Source organism: Capnocytophaga sputigena, from assembly GCF_900446695.1.
GTDB classification, from domain to species: domain Bacteria; phylum Bacteroidota; class Bacteroidia; order Flavobacteriales; family Flavobacteriaceae; genus Capnocytophaga; species Capnocytophaga sputigena.
The window spans coordinates 2,501-18,396 of sequence record NZ_UAVP01000009.1 but is presented as its reverse complement, the minus strand read 5'-3'; the positions used below and the strand labels follow the sequence as shown (position 1 = coordinate 18,396).

15 protein-coding genes, 1 tRNA gene and 1 rRNA gene are annotated in these 15,896 nt (G+C 37.0%); 7 read left to right on the top strand and 10 right to left on the bottom strand.

All coding sequences use genetic code 11. The features are described 5' to 3' along the window. Positions 1–281: 281 nt before the first annotated feature. Positions 282–1,106 carry a thymidylate synthase gene (locus DR017_RS10290; RefSeq protein WP_002678581.1) on the bottom strand — a complete coding sequence of 275 codons (825 nt, stop codon included), beginning with the start codon at positions 1,104–1,106 and terminating at the stop codon, positions 282–284. A gap of 312 nt (positions 1,107–1,418) precedes the next feature. On the opposite strand from DR017_RS10290, the gene DR017_RS10285 reads away from it, so the two are divergent. After that, positions 1,419–1,489, top strand: a tRNA-Gln gene (locus DR017_RS10285). Positions 1,490–1,518: 29 nt separating this feature from the next. Here DR017_RS10285 and DR017_RS10280 read toward each other — a convergent pair. From DR017_RS10280 to DR017_RS10250, 6 genes are all read right to left on the bottom strand, one after another. Continuing rightward, entirely contained in the window at positions 1,519–2,700 is a 1,182-nt protein-coding gene (locus DR017_RS10280; RefSeq protein ID WP_002678429.1) for a toxin-antitoxin system YwqK family antitoxin, read from the bottom strand. Positions 2,701–2,725: 25 nt separating this feature from the next. Then, positions 2,726–3,439: a ZIP family metal transporter gene (locus DR017_RS10275; RefSeq protein WP_002678413.1), complete on the bottom strand. Its 714-nt coding sequence runs from the start codon at positions 3,437–3,439 to the stop codon at positions 2,726–2,728. Then, the gene (locus DR017_RS10270; RefSeq protein WP_002678553.1) at positions 3,436–4,476 is read right to left on the bottom strand and encodes a threonine aldolase family protein; all 1,041 of its coding nucleotides are present in this window, start codon (positions 4,474–4,476) and stop codon (positions 3,436–3,438) included. The genes DR017_RS10275 and DR017_RS10270 overlap by 4 nt, the downstream gene beginning before the upstream one ends. Positions 4,477–5,404: 928 nt before the next feature. Beyond that, positions 5,405–6,034 (bottom strand): hypothetical protein, encoded by a 630-nt coding sequence (locus tag DR017_RS10260; RefSeq protein ID WP_002678372.1) that lies wholly within the window; start codon positions 6,032–6,034, stop codon positions 5,405–5,407. Positions 6,035–6,120: 86 nt separating this feature from the next. Next, a complete protein-coding gene (gene aat, locus DR017_RS10255; RefSeq protein ID WP_002678339.1) occupies positions 6,121–6,759 on the bottom strand; it encodes a leucyl/phenylalanyl-tRNA--protein transferase in 639 nt (212 codons plus the stop codon). Positions 6,760–6,761: 2 nt separating this feature from the next. Next, entirely contained in the window at positions 6,762–7,313 is a 552-nt protein-coding gene (locus tag DR017_RS10250) for a DUF3127 domain-containing protein (RefSeq protein WP_002678487.1), read from the bottom strand. 376 nt (positions 7,314–7,689) lie between these two features. Here DR017_RS10250 and DR017_RS10245 point away from each other — a divergent pair, with 376 nt between their 5' ends. The 4 genes from DR017_RS10245 (at position 7,690) to DR017_RS10230 (ending at position 9,131) form a co-directional block, all read left to right on the top strand. Further along, entirely contained in the window at positions 7,690–8,016 is a 327-nt protein-coding gene (locus DR017_RS10245) for a YtxH domain-containing protein (RefSeq protein WP_002678349.1), read from the top strand. Between the two features lie 4 nt (positions 8,017–8,020). Next, complete coding sequence (locus tag DR017_RS10240; protein ID WP_002678524.1) at positions 8,021–8,398, top strand: hypothetical protein; 378 nt, start codon at positions 8,021–8,023, stop codon at positions 8,396–8,398. Further along, entirely contained in the window at positions 8,388–8,636 is a 249-nt protein-coding gene (locus DR017_RS10235) for a DUF6327 family protein (RefSeq protein ID WP_002678554.1), read from the top strand. The genes DR017_RS10240 and DR017_RS10235 overlap by 11 nt, the downstream gene beginning before the upstream one ends. 117 nt (positions 8,637–8,753) lie before the next feature. After that, complete coding sequence (locus DR017_RS10230) at positions 8,754–9,131, top strand: hypothetical protein (RefSeq protein WP_002678420.1); 378 nt, start codon at positions 8,754–8,756, stop codon at positions 9,129–9,131. Between the two features lie 72 nt (positions 9,132–9,203). On the opposite strand, the gene DR017_RS10225 is transcribed toward DR017_RS10230, so the two are convergent. Continuing rightward, complete coding sequence (locus DR017_RS10225) at positions 9,204–9,455, bottom strand: GlsB/YeaQ/YmgE family stress response membrane protein (protein WP_002678556.1); 252 nt, start codon at positions 9,453–9,455, stop codon at positions 9,204–9,206. Positions 9,456–9,559: 104 nt separating this feature from the next. Between DR017_RS10225 and DR017_RS14525 the strand changes: the two genes are divergently transcribed. Then, entirely contained in the window at positions 9,560–10,102 is a 543-nt protein-coding gene (locus tag DR017_RS14525; RefSeq protein ID WP_002678609.1) for a sulfatase-like hydrolase/transferase, read from the top strand. Positions 10,103–10,262: 160 nt separating this feature from the next. After that, positions 10,263–10,700: a hypothetical protein gene (locus DR017_RS10215; protein ID WP_002678419.1), complete on the top strand. Its 438-nt coding sequence runs from the start codon at positions 10,263–10,265 to the stop codon at positions 10,698–10,700. Between the two features lie 414 nt (positions 10,701–11,114). Here the strand turns inward: DR017_RS10215 and cas9 are convergent, their stop codons facing one another. Together cas9 and rrf are read right to left on the bottom strand one after the other, a co-directional pair. Next, positions 11,115–15,395 carry a type II CRISPR RNA-guided endonuclease Cas9 gene (gene cas9 / locus DR017_RS10210; RefSeq protein WP_002678519.1) on the bottom strand — a complete coding sequence of 1,427 codons (4,281 nt, stop codon included), beginning with the start codon at positions 15,393–15,395 and terminating at the stop codon, positions 11,115–11,117. Positions 15,396–15,733: 338 nt separating this feature from the next. Beyond that, positions 15,734–15,843: ribosomal RNA gene (rrf, locus tag DR017_RS10205) — 5S ribosomal RNA — on the bottom strand. Positions 15,844–15,896: the final 53 nt, after the last annotated feature.

Here is a 15,896-nt window from a genome sequence, read left to right as displayed (position 1 = left end):
ACTGCTTTTTAACGAAACTTTAACGGTGGAAAAAGTTATTAATGTGAGTTCGACGTAATTAATTGTTTAACAATCAGCAAAATATTTTAAATCTCCCACTAATTTCACGAATTTTCACAAATTTGGGACTTTATAAAACTCTTTACTTTACATTATCTCACAAATTTTCACCTGACGGTGAATTATTCTGTAAATATATTATGATACAAATCTGTAAATCAATATTCTGTTATATCGAACTGAGATTAATTAGCAATTTTGCTAATTAGAAAATTTGCTCATTATACTGATACTTGCGCTTTGATGGCGGGATAGGGGTCATAGCCTTCTAAGCGGAAATCCTCGTAGTCGAAAGCAAAAAGGTCTTTTACAGCTGGATTGAGGTGCATAGTAGGCAATTCACGCGGGATACGGCTGAGCTGTAAAGCTACTTGTTCGCGGTGGTTGTTGTAGATGTGTACATCGCCGAAAGTATGCACAAAATCACCTACTTGCAAATCGCATACTTGGGCGAGCATCATTGTGAGCAAAGCGTACGAGGCTATGTTGAAAGGTACGCCTAAAAACACATCGGCGCTGCGTTGATACAACTGACAGGATAGCTTGCCATCGGCTACATAGAACTGAAATAAGGCGTGGCAAGGGGGTAAGGCAGCTTTGCCATTGGCTACATTCTCGGCAAACGATTTTCCGGTATCGGGTAATACCGAAGGATTCCAAGCCGATACAATGATGCGGCGGCTTTCAGGATTGTGTTTGAGGGTTTCTATCACCATTTTTATCTGGTCGATAGCCTCCCCGTTCCAATTGCGCCATTGTGCGCCATACACAGGACCAAGGTCGCCGTTTTCATCAGCCCACTCGTTCCAAATGCGTACGCCGTGATCGGTGAGGTATTTGATATTGGTATCGCCTTTTAAGAACCACAAGAGTTCATAAATCACTGATTTTAGATGTATTTTTTTAGTAGTCACCAAAGGGAACCCCTTGCTGAGGTCGAAACGCATTTGGTAACCGAACACGCTGGTTGTACCGGTACCAGTGCGGTCGTCTTTAGAATAGCCATTTTCAAGGATATGGCGCAAAAGGTCGTGATATACTTTCATTTGTCGATTGAATAGCCTCACCCCCGTTCCCCTTCTCCCAAGGAGAGGGGGCAAGCTGCAAAAGTGAGTGTTTATAAGATAAAATATTTTATAATTTGCTGATTATTAGATTAGCTGATTAGCAGGGCGCAAAGGTACGGATAATTTGTTGATTTGAAGCGAGTCGCACGGGTTTATTTTTGGCAACTTGTTAATTCCTTTGATTTTCAGTAGTTAAAAAAGTTTTTTATCAATTTATTCAAAAAAATCTTCTAAAAAATTTGCAGATTACAAAAATAGCAGTACCTTTGCACCGCAAAAATGCAAAATCGCTGGTCTATGGTGTAATGGTAACACAGCAGATTTTGGTTCTGTTATTCTAGGTTCGAGTCCTAGTAGACCAACGAAAAAGGCTTCCTTATGGAAGCCTTTTTTATTTATTAGTATAATTGGTAACTTGTACTGAGTTGCCGTTTTGGTATTTTACTTCTCTGGAAACCTGACCTTGCTCATTGTAGTATTTCCAAATGCCTTCTCTCTGTCCGCGAGTGTATTGTCCTTCTATAGAAACCATTCCTGAGGGGTAATACTCTTTGTAAACGCCTTCTTCTCTACCTTTGTCATAGTGAGATTCTTTAGTTAAAATCCCTTCAGAGTTGTATGATTTCCAATGTCCATCAGGGTAGCCTTTTAGGTAAGCTCCTTCTACTAATAGACGTCCGCGTTCGTCGTAAGAAGCGTATTTGCCGTGTTGTTCGTTATTTTGGTAATAACTTTCAGTTTTTAGTTTTCCGTTAGGGTAATATGTTTTTTTCATTGTAGGGAAATCGTTGTCGTAAGTACCTTCTTCAATGAGGATGCCATCGCTGTTGTAGAGTTGGTAATCACCTTGGTATTTCTCCCCTTTGTAATGCACCATTTTGCTAAGCCTACCGGTATCGTAATATTCTTTGCGTACTGAAGTGCCATTGGCTTTGTACTCTCTTTCTTCACGCAATGTGCCGTCGCTCAATTTAGAGACCCATTTGCCTGTAGGTTCACCATTTTTGTAGTATTCTACATCAGTTTGTACAAGTCCGCTACGGCGGCGAGTGACAGCCGACCACTGTTTACCGTCCTTTTTGCCCATTTTGTAGTGTTCTTCTTTGGTGAGTTTGCCGTTCTCATCGTATTCTTTCCAATCGCCGTCGGGTTTGCCGTCCTTGTAGTTTCTATCAGCTACTACTTTGCCATCAGAATATTCGCGGAATTTGCCGTCGAGTTCGCCGTTCTTGTAGTTGTATTCACGGCGCATTTCGCCTGAGTAAGGGGCGTATTCTCTATAAGGACCGTGGAAGATGCCTTTTTCAAAAGTAGCTTCGGTTTTAAGTTTGCCATAACGGTTGTAGAATTTCACCAATCCGTTAGCAATTCCATCAACGAAGGTAACCTCGTAGTATTCTCCTTGGTTGTTGCCTATTTTGTAGGCGCCATTCAAGCGGGTGTTGTTGCTTTTGAGAAAATGGATACTCTCATTGCCGAATTTTTTTTCGTCTATCTCACTCTCGGTGAGGAGTTGCTGTGCGTACTGCTGTAATGAAAGCAGTGATAGGACTGTAAAAATTAAATGCTTCATATTGTTAATTGTTAATTATCAATTGTTAATTGAATAGAAATGCCATTGCAAAACCTATAACAATCACGCCTAATTTCCTGTAATTGAATTGGTGATTTTCGGAGGTTTCAAACAGTATTACTGACGAGATATGCAAGAATATCCCTACGACTACAGCACTCATCAGGTTGTGATAGGGCAATAAGGCGGGGACATAGTTTGCTAAAAAAGCACCCAGCGGGGTCATTAGCGAAAAGACAAACAGAAAAGCGAGCGTGCGTTTGAGTCCGATGCCAGAATCTAAGAAAAAGATTGTCAGCACCATAGCAATGGGCAAATGGTGGATGAAAATGCCGTACACCATATTGCTGTGCTCGTGTAGCGGAAAGCCTTCAAGCAACGAGTGGATACTCAAACTGATGAACAACCCCCAAGGGAAATGCGTTTGTAATCCTTTGGCAGGTGAATGAAAATGACCGTGTTCAGCACCGTGAGAAAAGAACTCTAAAACGATTTGCAAGAGTATGCCTACAACAATCCATACGCCTATGGCTTTATCGCCAAAATCACTGTTTTCCTCGTGAGTGTGCAATGCTTCGTGATATACTTCGGGGAGGAGGTGAAAAATGGTCATCCCCATCAAAAAAGCACCACTAAAAGCCAATAACAACTTAATCCTACTCTTCTGTGTGGGTTTGAGCCACAACACAAGGCAAGCCCCTATAACGATAGAGAGAAAAGGAAGAAGATAATTTTTCATTTTGCAACTGATAATAATTGAATTGCTTGGATAAGCGTATCTACTTGTGCATCGGTAGTAGCCCACGAACTAATCAACCGAATGGCGGTGTGGGTTTCATCTACTTTTTGCCACTGGTAGAAATCAAACTGCTCTGCCAATGCGGCAATTTGCGTGTGAGTGAGTATCGGGAATAACTGATTTGTACAAGTATTTGAAAGCAAGGTATAACCATTGGCTACAAACGCTTCTTTGATGCGCTTCATCTGCTTGTTAGCGTGCAATGCCAAAGCATCGTACAATCCGTTTTCAAACAAGGTGAGAAATTGCAAGCCGAGCAAACGACCTTTGGCAAGCAATGCGCCTTGTTGTTTGAGATAATACTCAAAACCATCGGCTAGGGCTGGTTTGTTGAACACAATGGCTTCACCTAACAATCCGCCATTTTTGGTAGCTCCTATATAAAAAACATCGGTATAACGCGCTAAATCTTTCCATTGTATATCGTTGTCTTCAGCATTCAATGCCGACCCTAATCGCGCACCATCCATAAATAGCAGGAGGTTGTGCGCTTGGCAACACTTGTAAATCGCTTTGAGTTCTGCCAAAGTATAGATGGTTCCTATCTCGGTGGCGTTCGTAATATACACGAGTCGTGGTTGAACTTGGTGTGGATAATTTGTATAGCGGGTGGCAAAATCGGTGATGCTCTCAGGGGTAATTTTACCGTTTGTTGCTGGAGCTAAGTGTATTTTGTGACCTACGGCTTCTATGGTTCCGGTTTCATTGTCGGCGATATGTCCTGTTTCGGGGGCTATCACACTTTGGTAGGTGCGCAACAAAGTGCCTATTACCAGCATATTAGCTTGTGTACCTCCACTTACAAAAAATATTTGCGCCTCAGGGTTTTCTATCTTGTTTTTGATGAGTTCTTTGGCAGCTGCCGAATAGCTATCGTTCCCATAACCAGCTTGTTGCACTGCATTCGTATACATAAGCGCCTCTAATATCATTGGATGAGCTCCCTCGGCATAATCGTTTTTAAATGATATTTTCATTTTTAGTATTAGTTAGAATGAGGGGGCAAAGATACGAATAATTTTAATTTGGTGCGAGTTGTATGGGCAAGTGCGAGCCGCACGGGCGATTTGTGCAAGCCGTACGGACGATTTGTGCGAGCCGCACGGGCGATTTGCTAATGGGCGTTTGCAAAACGCCCGTACATAACATAATACAAAAAATAATTGATAATCAGAGTAATCACTCTACTTTTCTGACAGATTTTAATATAATATCTAATGGTTTATTCATATCAATTGTATTTTAACGATGTAGAAAAACGCGTACAAAGTCAGTGAGCTAGCGCTGCTGGATTGCAAGGATTGTGGAGCTAAATAAGTTAAAAGCCCACGAATTGCACGGATTTTCACGAATTTTTCACCTGAGGGTGAATTATTAGAATTATTGTACCCATAAAAAAGGATTTATACAAAATTCCAAAAGTTCTTTGGCACTAACATATTCATTAAATGTTAGGAAAATAACAATCATTATCATAGGAAAATAATAATACCATAGAAATATTACTATAGGAAAAACATAGTAACTATAGCTACTAATATTGCATTTTTTTAATATATACTTGATTATTTTGAAAATAATAAAATGCAAACAAAAAACCCAAATAAGTAAAAAAGATAGTTTTACTAAGTAGTGAATAGAAAATCTATTTATAAATTTTACAATATCAGGTTTGATAGAGAATAGGTATGATAAAAATTCAGTGCTGAAAAAGCTACTACTTTCTATATAAGCAAAGAATATTTTTATCATTAAAAGAGTGAGTACTATTATGTACAAAAAGTCACTCATTATTTTTTTGGGGGGATAAAACATATATTTCATTATAATACACTATCTACAATTTCTTTTTTCTTCAAACTAATCTATTATATTATCCATAAATAGTTTTGTTTTTTTTAATTTCTAAAGAGAATGCACTTCTTCAATATCGGCTATAAAACCTTTAAAAATTTCATTATATATGCTATTTTTTTCATTATTTTTTGCTGAATAAACGCATTCTTTGATAAAAGGATCTCTTTTAAAACATAAAATAATATACAAAAGCGTTTCAAGTTCTTCTACAGAAGATATATCATTCAGCAATTTTAGATAAACACTTTTGTTAGCTTCCATATAGGTTATAATTGAGGGTAAAAGAGGGGCTTCCCTCCCTACTGAAGTAGGAATAAAATGCTCAAAAGACTCTATTTCAGCATTGTATTTAATTATTATATGCTCGCCTTGTGCATTTCTGTCGTTACCATTGAATATTTCAAAAATGATATTTAAAAGTTCGAGTCTGTTGTTTGTAATAGTTACCAATTCATTAAGAAATGGCAGTATATAAAAACAGCTTTCGGATAGACCTCCTTGTATAACAATCTGGTTGTCTAATTGCCAATAAGCGATATTTCTTTTGTGTGGATCATCATCAATAAGGTTGTTCAATATATCAGCTATATTGTAATCTATAAAGCCTAAACAATCCTTTAGCGTTCTCCACTCTACTTTCCTGACAGATTTTAATATAATATCTAATGGTTCATTCATATCAATTGTGTTTTAACGATGTAGAAAAACGCGTACAAAGTCAGTGAGCTGGTGCAGCTGGGTATGTGAAATGCGAATCTGTACTTTTAACGATTGATGGTTAATAATTTTAAAAATGTTGCTCTTGGGATTTCTTCGGCACCTAAACTTTCTAAATATTCACTGTGAATTTGGCAATCTACTAGGGCGATATGAGGGTGAGCTTGCAGGAAAGTGATAAAACCGTACTGCGAGGCGTTAGGCTGCTTGCTAAACATACTTTCTCCACAGAAAATTTTACCGATTTGAAGTCCGTATAAGCCGCCTACAAGAGTTTCGTCTTGCCACACCTCTACCGAGTGTGCAATTCCTTGCTGATGGAGGGTTGTGTAGGCTTCTATGAGTTCGGGGTGAATCCAAGTGCCGTGTTGGTCTTTGCGGGGCACTGTGGCGCATTGCTGCATCACTTGGGTAAAACAACGGTTGTAGGTAACGCGATAAGGTGCTTTGCTGAGGAGTTTGCGCATATTTTTGCTGATATGCAGTTTTTCGGGGAAAAGTACAAAGCGAGGGTCGGGACACCACCATAACACGGGTTCTCCTTCGTTATACCAAGGGAAAATGCCTTGGGAGTAAGCCTCTACGAGTCGGGCGGGGTTGAGATTGCCTCCAAAAGCAACAATTCCTTCCTCCGAAGCGGTTTCGGGGGAAGGAAAAGGTGTTTCGTCGTTTATTAAGTATATCATTCTTAGAATGGTAGATCATCTTCGGGTTCAGCAGGAGCTACGGGAGCATTTTGTACTGGAGGAGTGCCAAAAGCCTGTTGTGGAGTAGGCTGAAACTGCTGTTGTGGCATTTGAGGTGGGTATTGAGGAGGCACTTGTTGTTGGTACTGAGGCGCTGCTTGCTGATATTGAGGGGGCGCTTGTTGGTATTGTGGTTGTGCGTATCCTTGTTGAGGGTAAGCGGGTTGCCCATAACCTTGTGGGTAAGGTTGCCCTTGTGGAGGATAGTTTGGTGCTATTTCGGCATTTTCGATGCGCCAACCTTGCAAGTTTACAATGTATTTGGTCTCTCCTTGAGGGTTTACCCACTCACGACCACGAATATTAAAGCTGATACGCACTGTTTGTCCTTCTTGAAAGTTATCGAGGAGTACGCATTTTTCTTGAACAAAGTCGAATGGGATGTACTGAGGGTATTGTTCCTCGGTCATAATCACCACATCGCGGCGTTGGAAGCCATTTTGCCCTACAGTTTGTGTAGGGTTAATTTTTATAATTCGTCCTTGAATTTCCATATTGGTATTTTATTTATTGGTTATTCGTAAATAATGATTTGTAAGGGCAAAGGTAGTATAATTTTGGTTATTAACAATAGATTGGTAGAAAATATTTTATTTAGTTCTGGTTTTGATAGCTTGCACTGCTAGGAGGAAGTTGAAGGACATTGTAGATTTTTGTAGTGAATAGGACAAGCCGCACGAGCAGGAAAAACGAACTCAAAAGAAATAGAAAAATGATTAAAAAGGAATATAAATCAAAACTAAAAATAAATTTTTTCGATACATTATAGTTAAAAAGTATTATTGAAAATTAGGCTTTATGGAAAGTTATTCGTATCTTTGCCCCATATTTCACTTTATAACTAATTTAATAACATTAATTTTGAACACTATGTCAAAAACAGCAAATGCCGTATTAGGCTTAGCAGTAGGTACTGCTATCGGAGTAGGTTTGGGCATTCTTTTTGCGCCAGACGAAGGTAAAAACACACGTAAAAAAATTAAAGACACACTTAGAGACAAGTCTGATGATTTGAAAGAACAATTAGATAATCTTACAGAAAGTGTACGTGAAAAATCTTTGGAACTAAAAGGTTCTTTAGAAGAAAAAGTAGATAGACTTTTTTCAAAAGCAAGCAATAAATCTGAAGATATAATTAGTCTTCTAGAAAAGAAATTAGCTTCATTGAAAGAAGAAGCCGCTAAAATTAAGAAATAATTTTATGGCGATTTATTCTATTAAAGAAACGTTTGTAGAAGTTCCTACAAAAGCAAACTCAGCCTTTAATTCGCAGTTTGCTTACTATAAACTTGTAGTTTTTAGGTTTATAGCTAAATCTTCGTATGGGCTAATAACTTTTTTTGTTTATGCCTTTGCAAGTTTATTAATATTATTTTTCCTATCACTTGCTGGAGCTTATGCCATTGGTGAGGCTTTAGGTAGTAATGGTTTGGGATTTGCTATTGTAGGAGCTTTCTATATATTGTTATCATTAGTAGTTTTATTGTTTCGCAAGAAACTAATTGAGAGGTCACTATTGCGAAAACTATCCGAAATTTATTTTAAAACTGACCCCGAAGAAGAAGAAAATGAACAATAAGACTTATTCATCATTTGAAGAAATTGATAATGAAATTAGACTGCTGCGATTAGAAAAAGAGATTGACAGGCTATCTCTCACGCAACAAGTATCTGCTTCAGCAGAAAGTTTGAGTCCAAAGAATTTATTAGCTAATACTTGGGTCTCTCTTCTGTTTAACAACAAACGATGGATAAATATCGCTTTGGAATATGGTATGCAACTTTTAGCTAAAAGATATTTAAACAAAAACAGATAAAATATCTTCTATAGTTTAACCAAAATATCACGATTAATATATCAAAATTTGCATAAAGCGTTCTAAGGTATAATTATTGCATCAAACTTTAATATTAATTTTTAAATTTAATCAACTATGAAAAAAATTATTGCATTAGTATCAGTGATTTGTTTATCACTAGTAGCTTTTTCTTGCAGCAAGAATGATGACCCTGCAGACAATGACCTTTTTGTAGGAACCTACAAAGGTAGCATCTCTTACTTAAATGGTCAAGAGAAAAAAGCTTTTGATAATGGTTCAGTAACTGTTGTAAAAACAGGGAATGATTATTATTTCCGTTTTTCAGATGGTATTGAAGACCTAAAAGGTGTTAGCTTCAAAAAAGAAGGTGATAACACTTTAATAAATGTTGATTTGCAAGATGGTTTAAAAGTAATCAGAATTAACGCCTCTTCATTGTACATTCTGTATACTACAGACGGAAAAACCTGGACTGCCAACGCAAAAAGGTAATTTTAAAACATTCACTAAAAACCCCCGAAAATATTGGATATTTTCGGGGGTTTTTGATTTTTAATTCTGCTATTACTTCTTTTTAAATACCAGATTTATCAAGAATAAGATAACGATAGCACCAATAGCTCCTGTTAGGATAGCGCCAATCCACCCTTCTCCAAGTGAGATGTGGAACACATTGCCTAAAAGCCAATACCCAACGCCACTTCCTAGAATACCAATAATGATATTGCCAATAAGTCCTAACCCACTACCTTTGTAGATAGTGCCTCCTAACCATCCTGCGATGGCTCCAATAATAAGTGTTGCAATAATACCCATAATTTTAAAATTTAAATTAGGGTACAAAGGTAAGAATTATTATTTAAAAAACAAATAAAAATCATAATGTTATATTGTGAATTGCTTTCAAATTTCGTAGTTTTGTGATTGATAACAACGATGCCTTTGCGCTCATCCCTGCGAGGCATCAGACGGTGGCTACTATTTTTAAGAAGGCGGGCTACGCTACGGCTGCCATCGGCAAGTGGCACTTAGGCTTAGGCGATAGGGGCGGTATCGATTGGAATAAGCCGATCCTTCATACGCCTAATGATATTGGCTTTGACGAGAGCTTTATTATGCCAGCGACCTCTGACCGCGTGCCTTATGAGGTAGCACCTGCACGCGACACGCAGCCGCATTGGGCTTCGTGGGTAGGTAAGGACAAGAAGGGTCGTACTTATGCGGTGCAGGAAGGGCTGCGCAATGTGCTGGTAGTGCTGAAAGGCAAATACAAGTATATCGATCCTACCGCCCAAACTATGAAACGGGCTTGGGAGACGGGCATCGAAACAGGCTTTGAGGGCGCTCCTCAGCTCTACGACCTGAGCGTAGACCCTGCTGAGAGACACAATATCGCTGGGCAGCAGCCTGCATTAGTTAAGGAGTTTGAGGCAGTGATCAGAGGAGAGAGAGGAAGGCATTAGCATTTTATTCTTAAAGGTTGTTATTTAGAATTTATTAAAAACAATACAAAGTCTACAATTAAAAGTTAAAACAATCTTAAACTTTATTAACTTACTTGACAAAGAAGAGAATATCTTATAACTTTGTCGCAAAATTCTAAAATCTTTAATCATTTTTATTATGAAAAAATCAGTACAAATCTTTTTAGAACTTATCTCAGCTATTGTACTTTACTTGTTTATAAATTCAATAGCCTATGGAGATCATTTGGTAACCCTACCTCTATACTTAACAGGGGTAGTGATTATGAGTTATCTCTTTGTAAGAGAGAGACCCCAAGAATGCCTACAAAGTGCCTTACGCATTGTTCTTCCGTTTACGGGGTTAATGCTTATTGCAGGGAGTCTGCCTGATGCACATTTCAGTTTAGCTCTGATTTATATTGTGAGCACAGGGGCAGCTTTTTTATTAGGAATGCTCATTGCCACCGTGAGCAAGACGTACCAGAAGATAGGCTTATCGGCATTGACTTTTCTACTGGTAGTTGCCGTACGGTTGTCGTTTTCAGCGGAGTTTCAATATTTGATAGGCGTACATTGGTATACCTTAGGAAGTTAATCATCTAATAGAATATAGAAAGAGGTTGCTCAGAAGTCTGGGCAACCTTTTTTATGCTTTGTTACTTATAAAATATTTTTTTTGTATCTTTGCGCTTTATTGTTGAACTATTTGATAAATTAAACATTTATGTTGTGAATTGCTTTCAAATTTTGTAGTTTTGCGATTGATAACAACCTCTACTCTACTTAACATAGTTTAATTTGTGTTGTGAATTGCTTTCAAATTTTGTAGTTTTGTGATTGATAACAACATAACGACCTTGATACAGGCGAACGCATTTGTTGTGAATTGCTTTCAAATTTCGTAGTTTTGTGATTGATAACAACTTAATGACTCATATAACTTCAAATGGGCAGGATTGCCTAGTATAACATAGTTTAAAAAGTGTTTTATTGGTTTTTAAAAAGAGTTTTAATATTCGCCTATGCTTACAATATCGCCTAAGTGATTAATACGGACTTTTACGATATCTTTTAACCCTGACAAGCCTTCTCTTTTCCAAGTTGTATTTTTTAGAACATTATCTGTCTCTACATTAGTTTCTAAATGATGTCTAAAAAAATAATCTTTAGTAGCTATTTTTTGTACTCTAAACAAGTTAGGACTTATCAATTTTTTGTTCTTAGGATCTAACAAGTCTATTTCAGCGGGATTAAAACCTGTTGTTGCATTGGGAAATACGAACATTTCATTCTGTTTCATAGTGAACAGAAATTGCCAACCTTCTTCTTGTTTATAAGTTTTATCAATAATAGGAAGCCCTTGCTGAGTACGTACTACCGCTTCAAAGAATGAAACTATTTGTTCCTGCAAATTACCTTCTTTATCTCGATAAATAGCCACGTGATGATTATTGCCAGTACTTACATAATCTACAGGAATTTCATTTCCTTCTTTATTCAATGTAGTTTTTCCTAAATGGTCTTTCCCTATGTGCAAAGGTTGAGCGTTGCTCACGCCACTTATAGTAACGCGTTTGATCGCAATTCCTTTTTCTTTATTGAGCCAAATAGGGTTCTTTTCTAAGTCTACAAAGGCTTTCTTAGGATCATTATCGTAGTCTTGGAGTCGCTTGATAAGAATACGTTTTACTCCTTGGTCAATTACTTTTTCAATAGATTTCAAATCTTTGAAATTGTCAGGAGAAATATCCTTGCGAATAGAAAAGTCTTCTTCCAAGTAGGTGAGATTTACTTTTTCTGGCAAAGTTTTAGTTTTTGTTTCATCTAAATAAATAGGGTTTTTAGATAGTGCATTCTTCCCTGTAAAGGCTTTTTTAGGGTCGTTGTCATTAGCTTGCAATCTTTTTAACAATGCTTCGCGATAAAGAGGATTAGAGACTTTTGTGATAGTTCTTTCATCAAACTTTACACCTACCTTTTCTTCTTTATTGACATAATATTGGTATTTGCCATATATAGTTTCTTTGTGTAGCTGACCTCGTGGCGTGAGTGTGATTTGTTGTTTATCAGTACCAGCAGGTTTATTTACATTTTTGGTAACTACTTTATTCTTTGCTTTGTGCGAAATGAATATTTCTTCGAGGTGTTTTTTTGCTACTTGTCTAAAGTTAGGTATAGGTTCTATAAAAACTCTCTTATTCTTACCATTATTAGTTGGGACTTTAATTGTTTCTTTTTCCTCGATAGCTAAAATAACCGAATAATTTTTGTTGTTTTCGTCTTTTCGAGCGTTGAGATGATTGAGGTACTGTATGTAAGAAGGTTTGGTGAAAGCTACCGTAAGGGCATCCATTGCGTGGTGACGGTGGTCGTTACGCTTTGTCCAGTTCTTAATTACAGTTACTTTGTTACCTTCTTTGCGTTCCTCTACTTCGGTAAGTCCTAACGACTGATATTTAGGCATATTTAGCTCTTTCATCACATCTACCAAGCCCCAGTCTTCGCGCAATCTATCGGTGATACTTCCTGAGGTAGACAGCACATTTTTAGTTACTTGGAAAAGTATTTCTTTAGCTTTTTTGGCTATGTACTGAGTATCTCTCAGGTCTCTATTGATAAATCCATCGCCTATTTCAGAGGCTTTTTTGAGTAAATTCTTGTATTTAGTAAGTGATATGCTTTTTGTTTTATAAGCATTCTCTACTCTGGTGAGATACTGATTGAGTTCTTCTTCACTATTTAAAGAGGTGATATAATCAAAAGCCGTGTACTCTCCTTTGTTACTATTAATTCTATGGAAAGTCAATGTTTTATTAGAAAAACTATCATCGAACACTCGTGCCTTAGGGACAATGTGTTCTATCTCAATATTTTTACTAAACAACATATCTCGAGCTATAGGGGCATTCGTATACAGTTCTTTATAGCCATTGTGTTCCAATTCTTGATACAAGCGATAACGGATGATATCGGATTTGGTAGGATTCTTGATGCCAAATTTTTTCTGAAGTATTTCGCTAATTTTTTGGTGTTCTAATTTAGCTTTATTGATGTTTTGGGTCATTTCATACCTTTTTTGGGCATTTTTCTTTAACTCACGAGCTAATTCAATGCGAATTTCATCGAAATGGAAGTATTTTGTAATTTTCCCTTCAGCATCTCGTTCGCTGTTTTTCTCAATCAAAGCGTTCACTACATTGATCATCTGATTGAGAATCTTCTCAACTACAGGATTTCTCAAAGCGTTCTTTTTAAGTAGTGGAATGATATTTTTCAGTTCACGAGCCTCTAATTCTTCTGTGGTTAAAGATAGTTTAGAGTGCTTATAACCTGCCAATTCACACGCTTTGCTATACTGATTTTCTTTTATATTAGGGTATATCTTGCGGATAGCTTTAGTAGATAGGCTACCGTAGTCATCTTGCAAGGCTACATTGGCGAGTATTCTAGCGTGTTCTCTCTTAAAAGCGTATTTCTTTTCTAAGATTCGGTAAAGAGTTTCATTTCCAGAAGTAGAATCATCACTTTCATAGGAATAAAGCAAATGCCACAACTGATAGGAATCCTGCTTTTCAAACTCTTTTACAGGCAAAAGAGGGTCAAAATAAAGGATTTTAGTACATATTCCTAATGCTTGGAAGATATCCTTTACCTTTTCTTTGATTTCGGAAGCTGAAAGAGGAGATTCGTCTAAAGACCAATCGTCTTTTGCAGATTTTATCTGTAAAATATCTTTCACATCGTGAGCTTCCATTTCGACAATCTTCAAATAGGCTTCATAGAGTGCTTTTTGAGTGCGATTTCCTTCTAATTGATTGTAGTTGATTTCCCATTCTTGAGGAGAATAGCCTAATAATTTCAGTACTTTATCCGATTTTAGGTCTCCTTTTAGATTCAGTTCGTCAAAAAGGAGTTGTTTACACTCCATATCTAAACTAAAAATTGTTTGAGAGGGTTCATTGAATAGGTCTAATTCAGTAGATTTAGCAGATGATTTCTTTTTTCTAATTCCTTTTCTCTTGCAGGTAACGTTATTGAGTATTTGCCAAATCTTAAATTCTTGAAATAGAGGAGAGGATTTAGGAACAACACGAGCTCCTATGGTTTTAGTTATAGTTTTTCCGTCTTTTTCAATCTCAATTTCTTTGCTCTCAAACTCACAAAATGATATCAATCCTTTTTGAGATTTAAGTTTACGTTGATAGAAAATTACCACATCACGGATTTGCTTTTTAAGTTCATCTGTCAATTCTTTGTGAAATGAAGCTTGAGTTTCCCAAATACGCTCAAACTCATCTAAGTAATCCTGACGGTAAAACACTTTATTTTTAAGGCTATTATGCCTATTTTCCTGAAGCTGTGCATACAAGTATTGCCCTACTGTCTGACGATTGAAATAGAGTTCTTTACTTCTATCGGAAATAGCGCCTAAATAGCCACTTGCATTGTTCAAATTGTTATTGATTTCGGTTAAGACATAAGCTACTTCTTCTTTTGAAAGTTGTTTAGATATAGCCTCCGCACGCCACTGATAGGCTTGCAAACGAACAGATTCTTTAGAACCTTTGTTCTCTGCTGTGTCAAAATGATATCTTTTAGAAAAGGCTTTTGAAGTAGCATCCTTACCTTTCCCTTGTAATTCTTTGTAAAAACTATCTGTTAGGATATCAGGGTAAAACTGTTTTTGAAAATTCCAAACGAGGTCAAATTCTCTTTGTAAATCTGAACGATAAAAATCTGGGAGGAGTTTTTTATTTTGTTGAAGTAATTGTAGCGATAACTGTCCTGGAGTTAGGTTTTCATCATAGAGGCGTTTTGCTATAGCCATTCCATCTATTGCTTGTCCTTCGTCTTCAGTTTTTGCTTTTCTACTGCTTTTGTAGCCTCGTTTTTTATTAATAGCCAGTAGTACCCTAGCGAACTCTTCTTTCTCAATACGTTCGGTAACAGCTTTAGCTCTCAATTGCCAAGTAGAATGTGTGGTATTTTTGCCATTTTCAGCTAAAATAGAGGAGGAAGTAATTAGGTTTGCTTTCTGCAATAAATCTATGAGATATTTTCGCCTTTGTTGATAGCGATCAAGATTTAGTCTTGCTCCGTGTTTAAGGGTTCTATTAGCATTAGTAGTTATTGATTTTCCTTTTTCAAAGTCGGATTGTTCATCTGTGGTTAAAGAAACAATACGCACTCCCAACTCTTTAATCTCTGATTTTTCTTTGTTTTCATCTTCTACAATATGGGCAAAACTTATTGAAGTGATGCCCAAATCTAATCCAAGTATATTTTTCATTGTTTTGTAATTTGGTGAGGCAAAGATAACGAAAAGAAGTGAGAAGTAAAAAATAAATTAAGAAATATTGCACATTAAAAATATTATACCTAGTTTTGTCGCAGAATTTGAAAGCAATTCACAATAAGGATTATTCCGTTGTGAAAACATTTAAAGGAGCCCTATCCTAGTGATAGGGTTCTTTTTTTTTGGAAAATTGAGAATCTAGGAGAGCCTCGGAGAGATTAGGACGAGGAAGACAAGGCAGACAAGGCTGATTGGGGAGGAACTGTGAGAGATTTTATGAAATGATGATATAATAAAAAAAGAGCAACTCTTTATCAGAATTGCTCTTTATAAGAAGGCGGCGACATACTCTCCCACGTGACCGTAGTACCATCTGCGCTAAAAGGTTTAACTGCTCTGTTCGGAATGGTAAGAGGTGAGACCTTTGACTATAACCACCTTAAACTTTTTAGGTGTTAGGGGTTAGGGATTAGGTTTCAGGGGAATCCCTGATGC

What these genes read in the sequence shown, in the direction of transcription:
- DR017_RS10290 (WP_002678581.1), bottom strand. Translation starts at nt 1,106, where the DNA reads ATGAAAGTATATCACGACCTTTTGCGCCATATCCTTGAAAATGGCTAT.
- DR017_RS10280 (WP_002678429.1), bottom strand. Translation starts at nt 2,700, where the DNA reads ATGAAGCATTTAATTTTTACAGTCCTATCACTGCTTTCATTACAGCAG.
- DR017_RS10275 (WP_002678413.1), bottom strand. Translation starts at nt 3,439, where the DNA reads ATGAAAAATTATCTTCTTCCTTTTCTCTCTATCGTTATAGGGGCTTGC.
- DR017_RS10270 (WP_002678553.1), bottom strand. Translation starts at nt 4,476, where the DNA reads ATGAAAATATCATTTAAAAACGATTATGCCGAGGGAGCTCATCCAATG.
- DR017_RS10260 (WP_002678372.1), bottom strand. Translation starts at nt 6,034, where the DNA reads ATGAATGAACCATTAGATATTATATTAAAATCTGTCAGGAAAGTAGAG.
- aat (WP_002678339.1), bottom strand. Translation starts at nt 6,759, where the DNA reads ATGATATACTTAATAAACGACGAAACACCTTTTCCTTCCCCCGAAACC.
- DR017_RS10250 (WP_002678487.1), bottom strand. Translation starts at nt 7,313, where the DNA reads ATGGAAATTCAAGGACGAATTATAAAAATTAACCCTACACAAACTGTA.
- DR017_RS10245 (WP_002678349.1), top strand. Translation starts at nt 7,690, where the DNA reads ATGTCAAAAACAGCAAATGCCGTATTAGGCTTAGCAGTAGGTACTGCT.
- DR017_RS10240 (WP_002678524.1), top strand. Translation starts at nt 8,021, where the DNA reads ATGGCGATTTATTCTATTAAAGAAACGTTTGTAGAAGTTCCTACAAAA.
- DR017_RS10235 (WP_002678554.1), top strand. Translation starts at nt 8,388, where the DNA reads ATGAACAATAAGACTTATTCATCATTTGAAGAAATTGATAATGAAATT.
- DR017_RS10230 (WP_002678420.1), top strand. Translation starts at nt 8,754, where the DNA reads ATGAAAAAAATTATTGCATTAGTATCAGTGATTTGTTTATCACTAGTA.
- DR017_RS10225 (WP_002678556.1), bottom strand. Translation starts at nt 9,455, where the DNA reads ATGGGTATTATTGCAACACTTATTATTGGAGCCATCGCAGGATGGTTA.
- DR017_RS10215 (WP_002678419.1), top strand. Translation starts at nt 10,263, where the DNA reads ATGAAAAAATCAGTACAAATCTTTTTAGAACTTATCTCAGCTATTGTA.
- cas9 (WP_002678519.1), bottom strand. Translation starts at nt 15,395, where the DNA reads ATGAAAAATATACTTGGATTAGATTTGGGCATCACTTCAATAAGTTTT.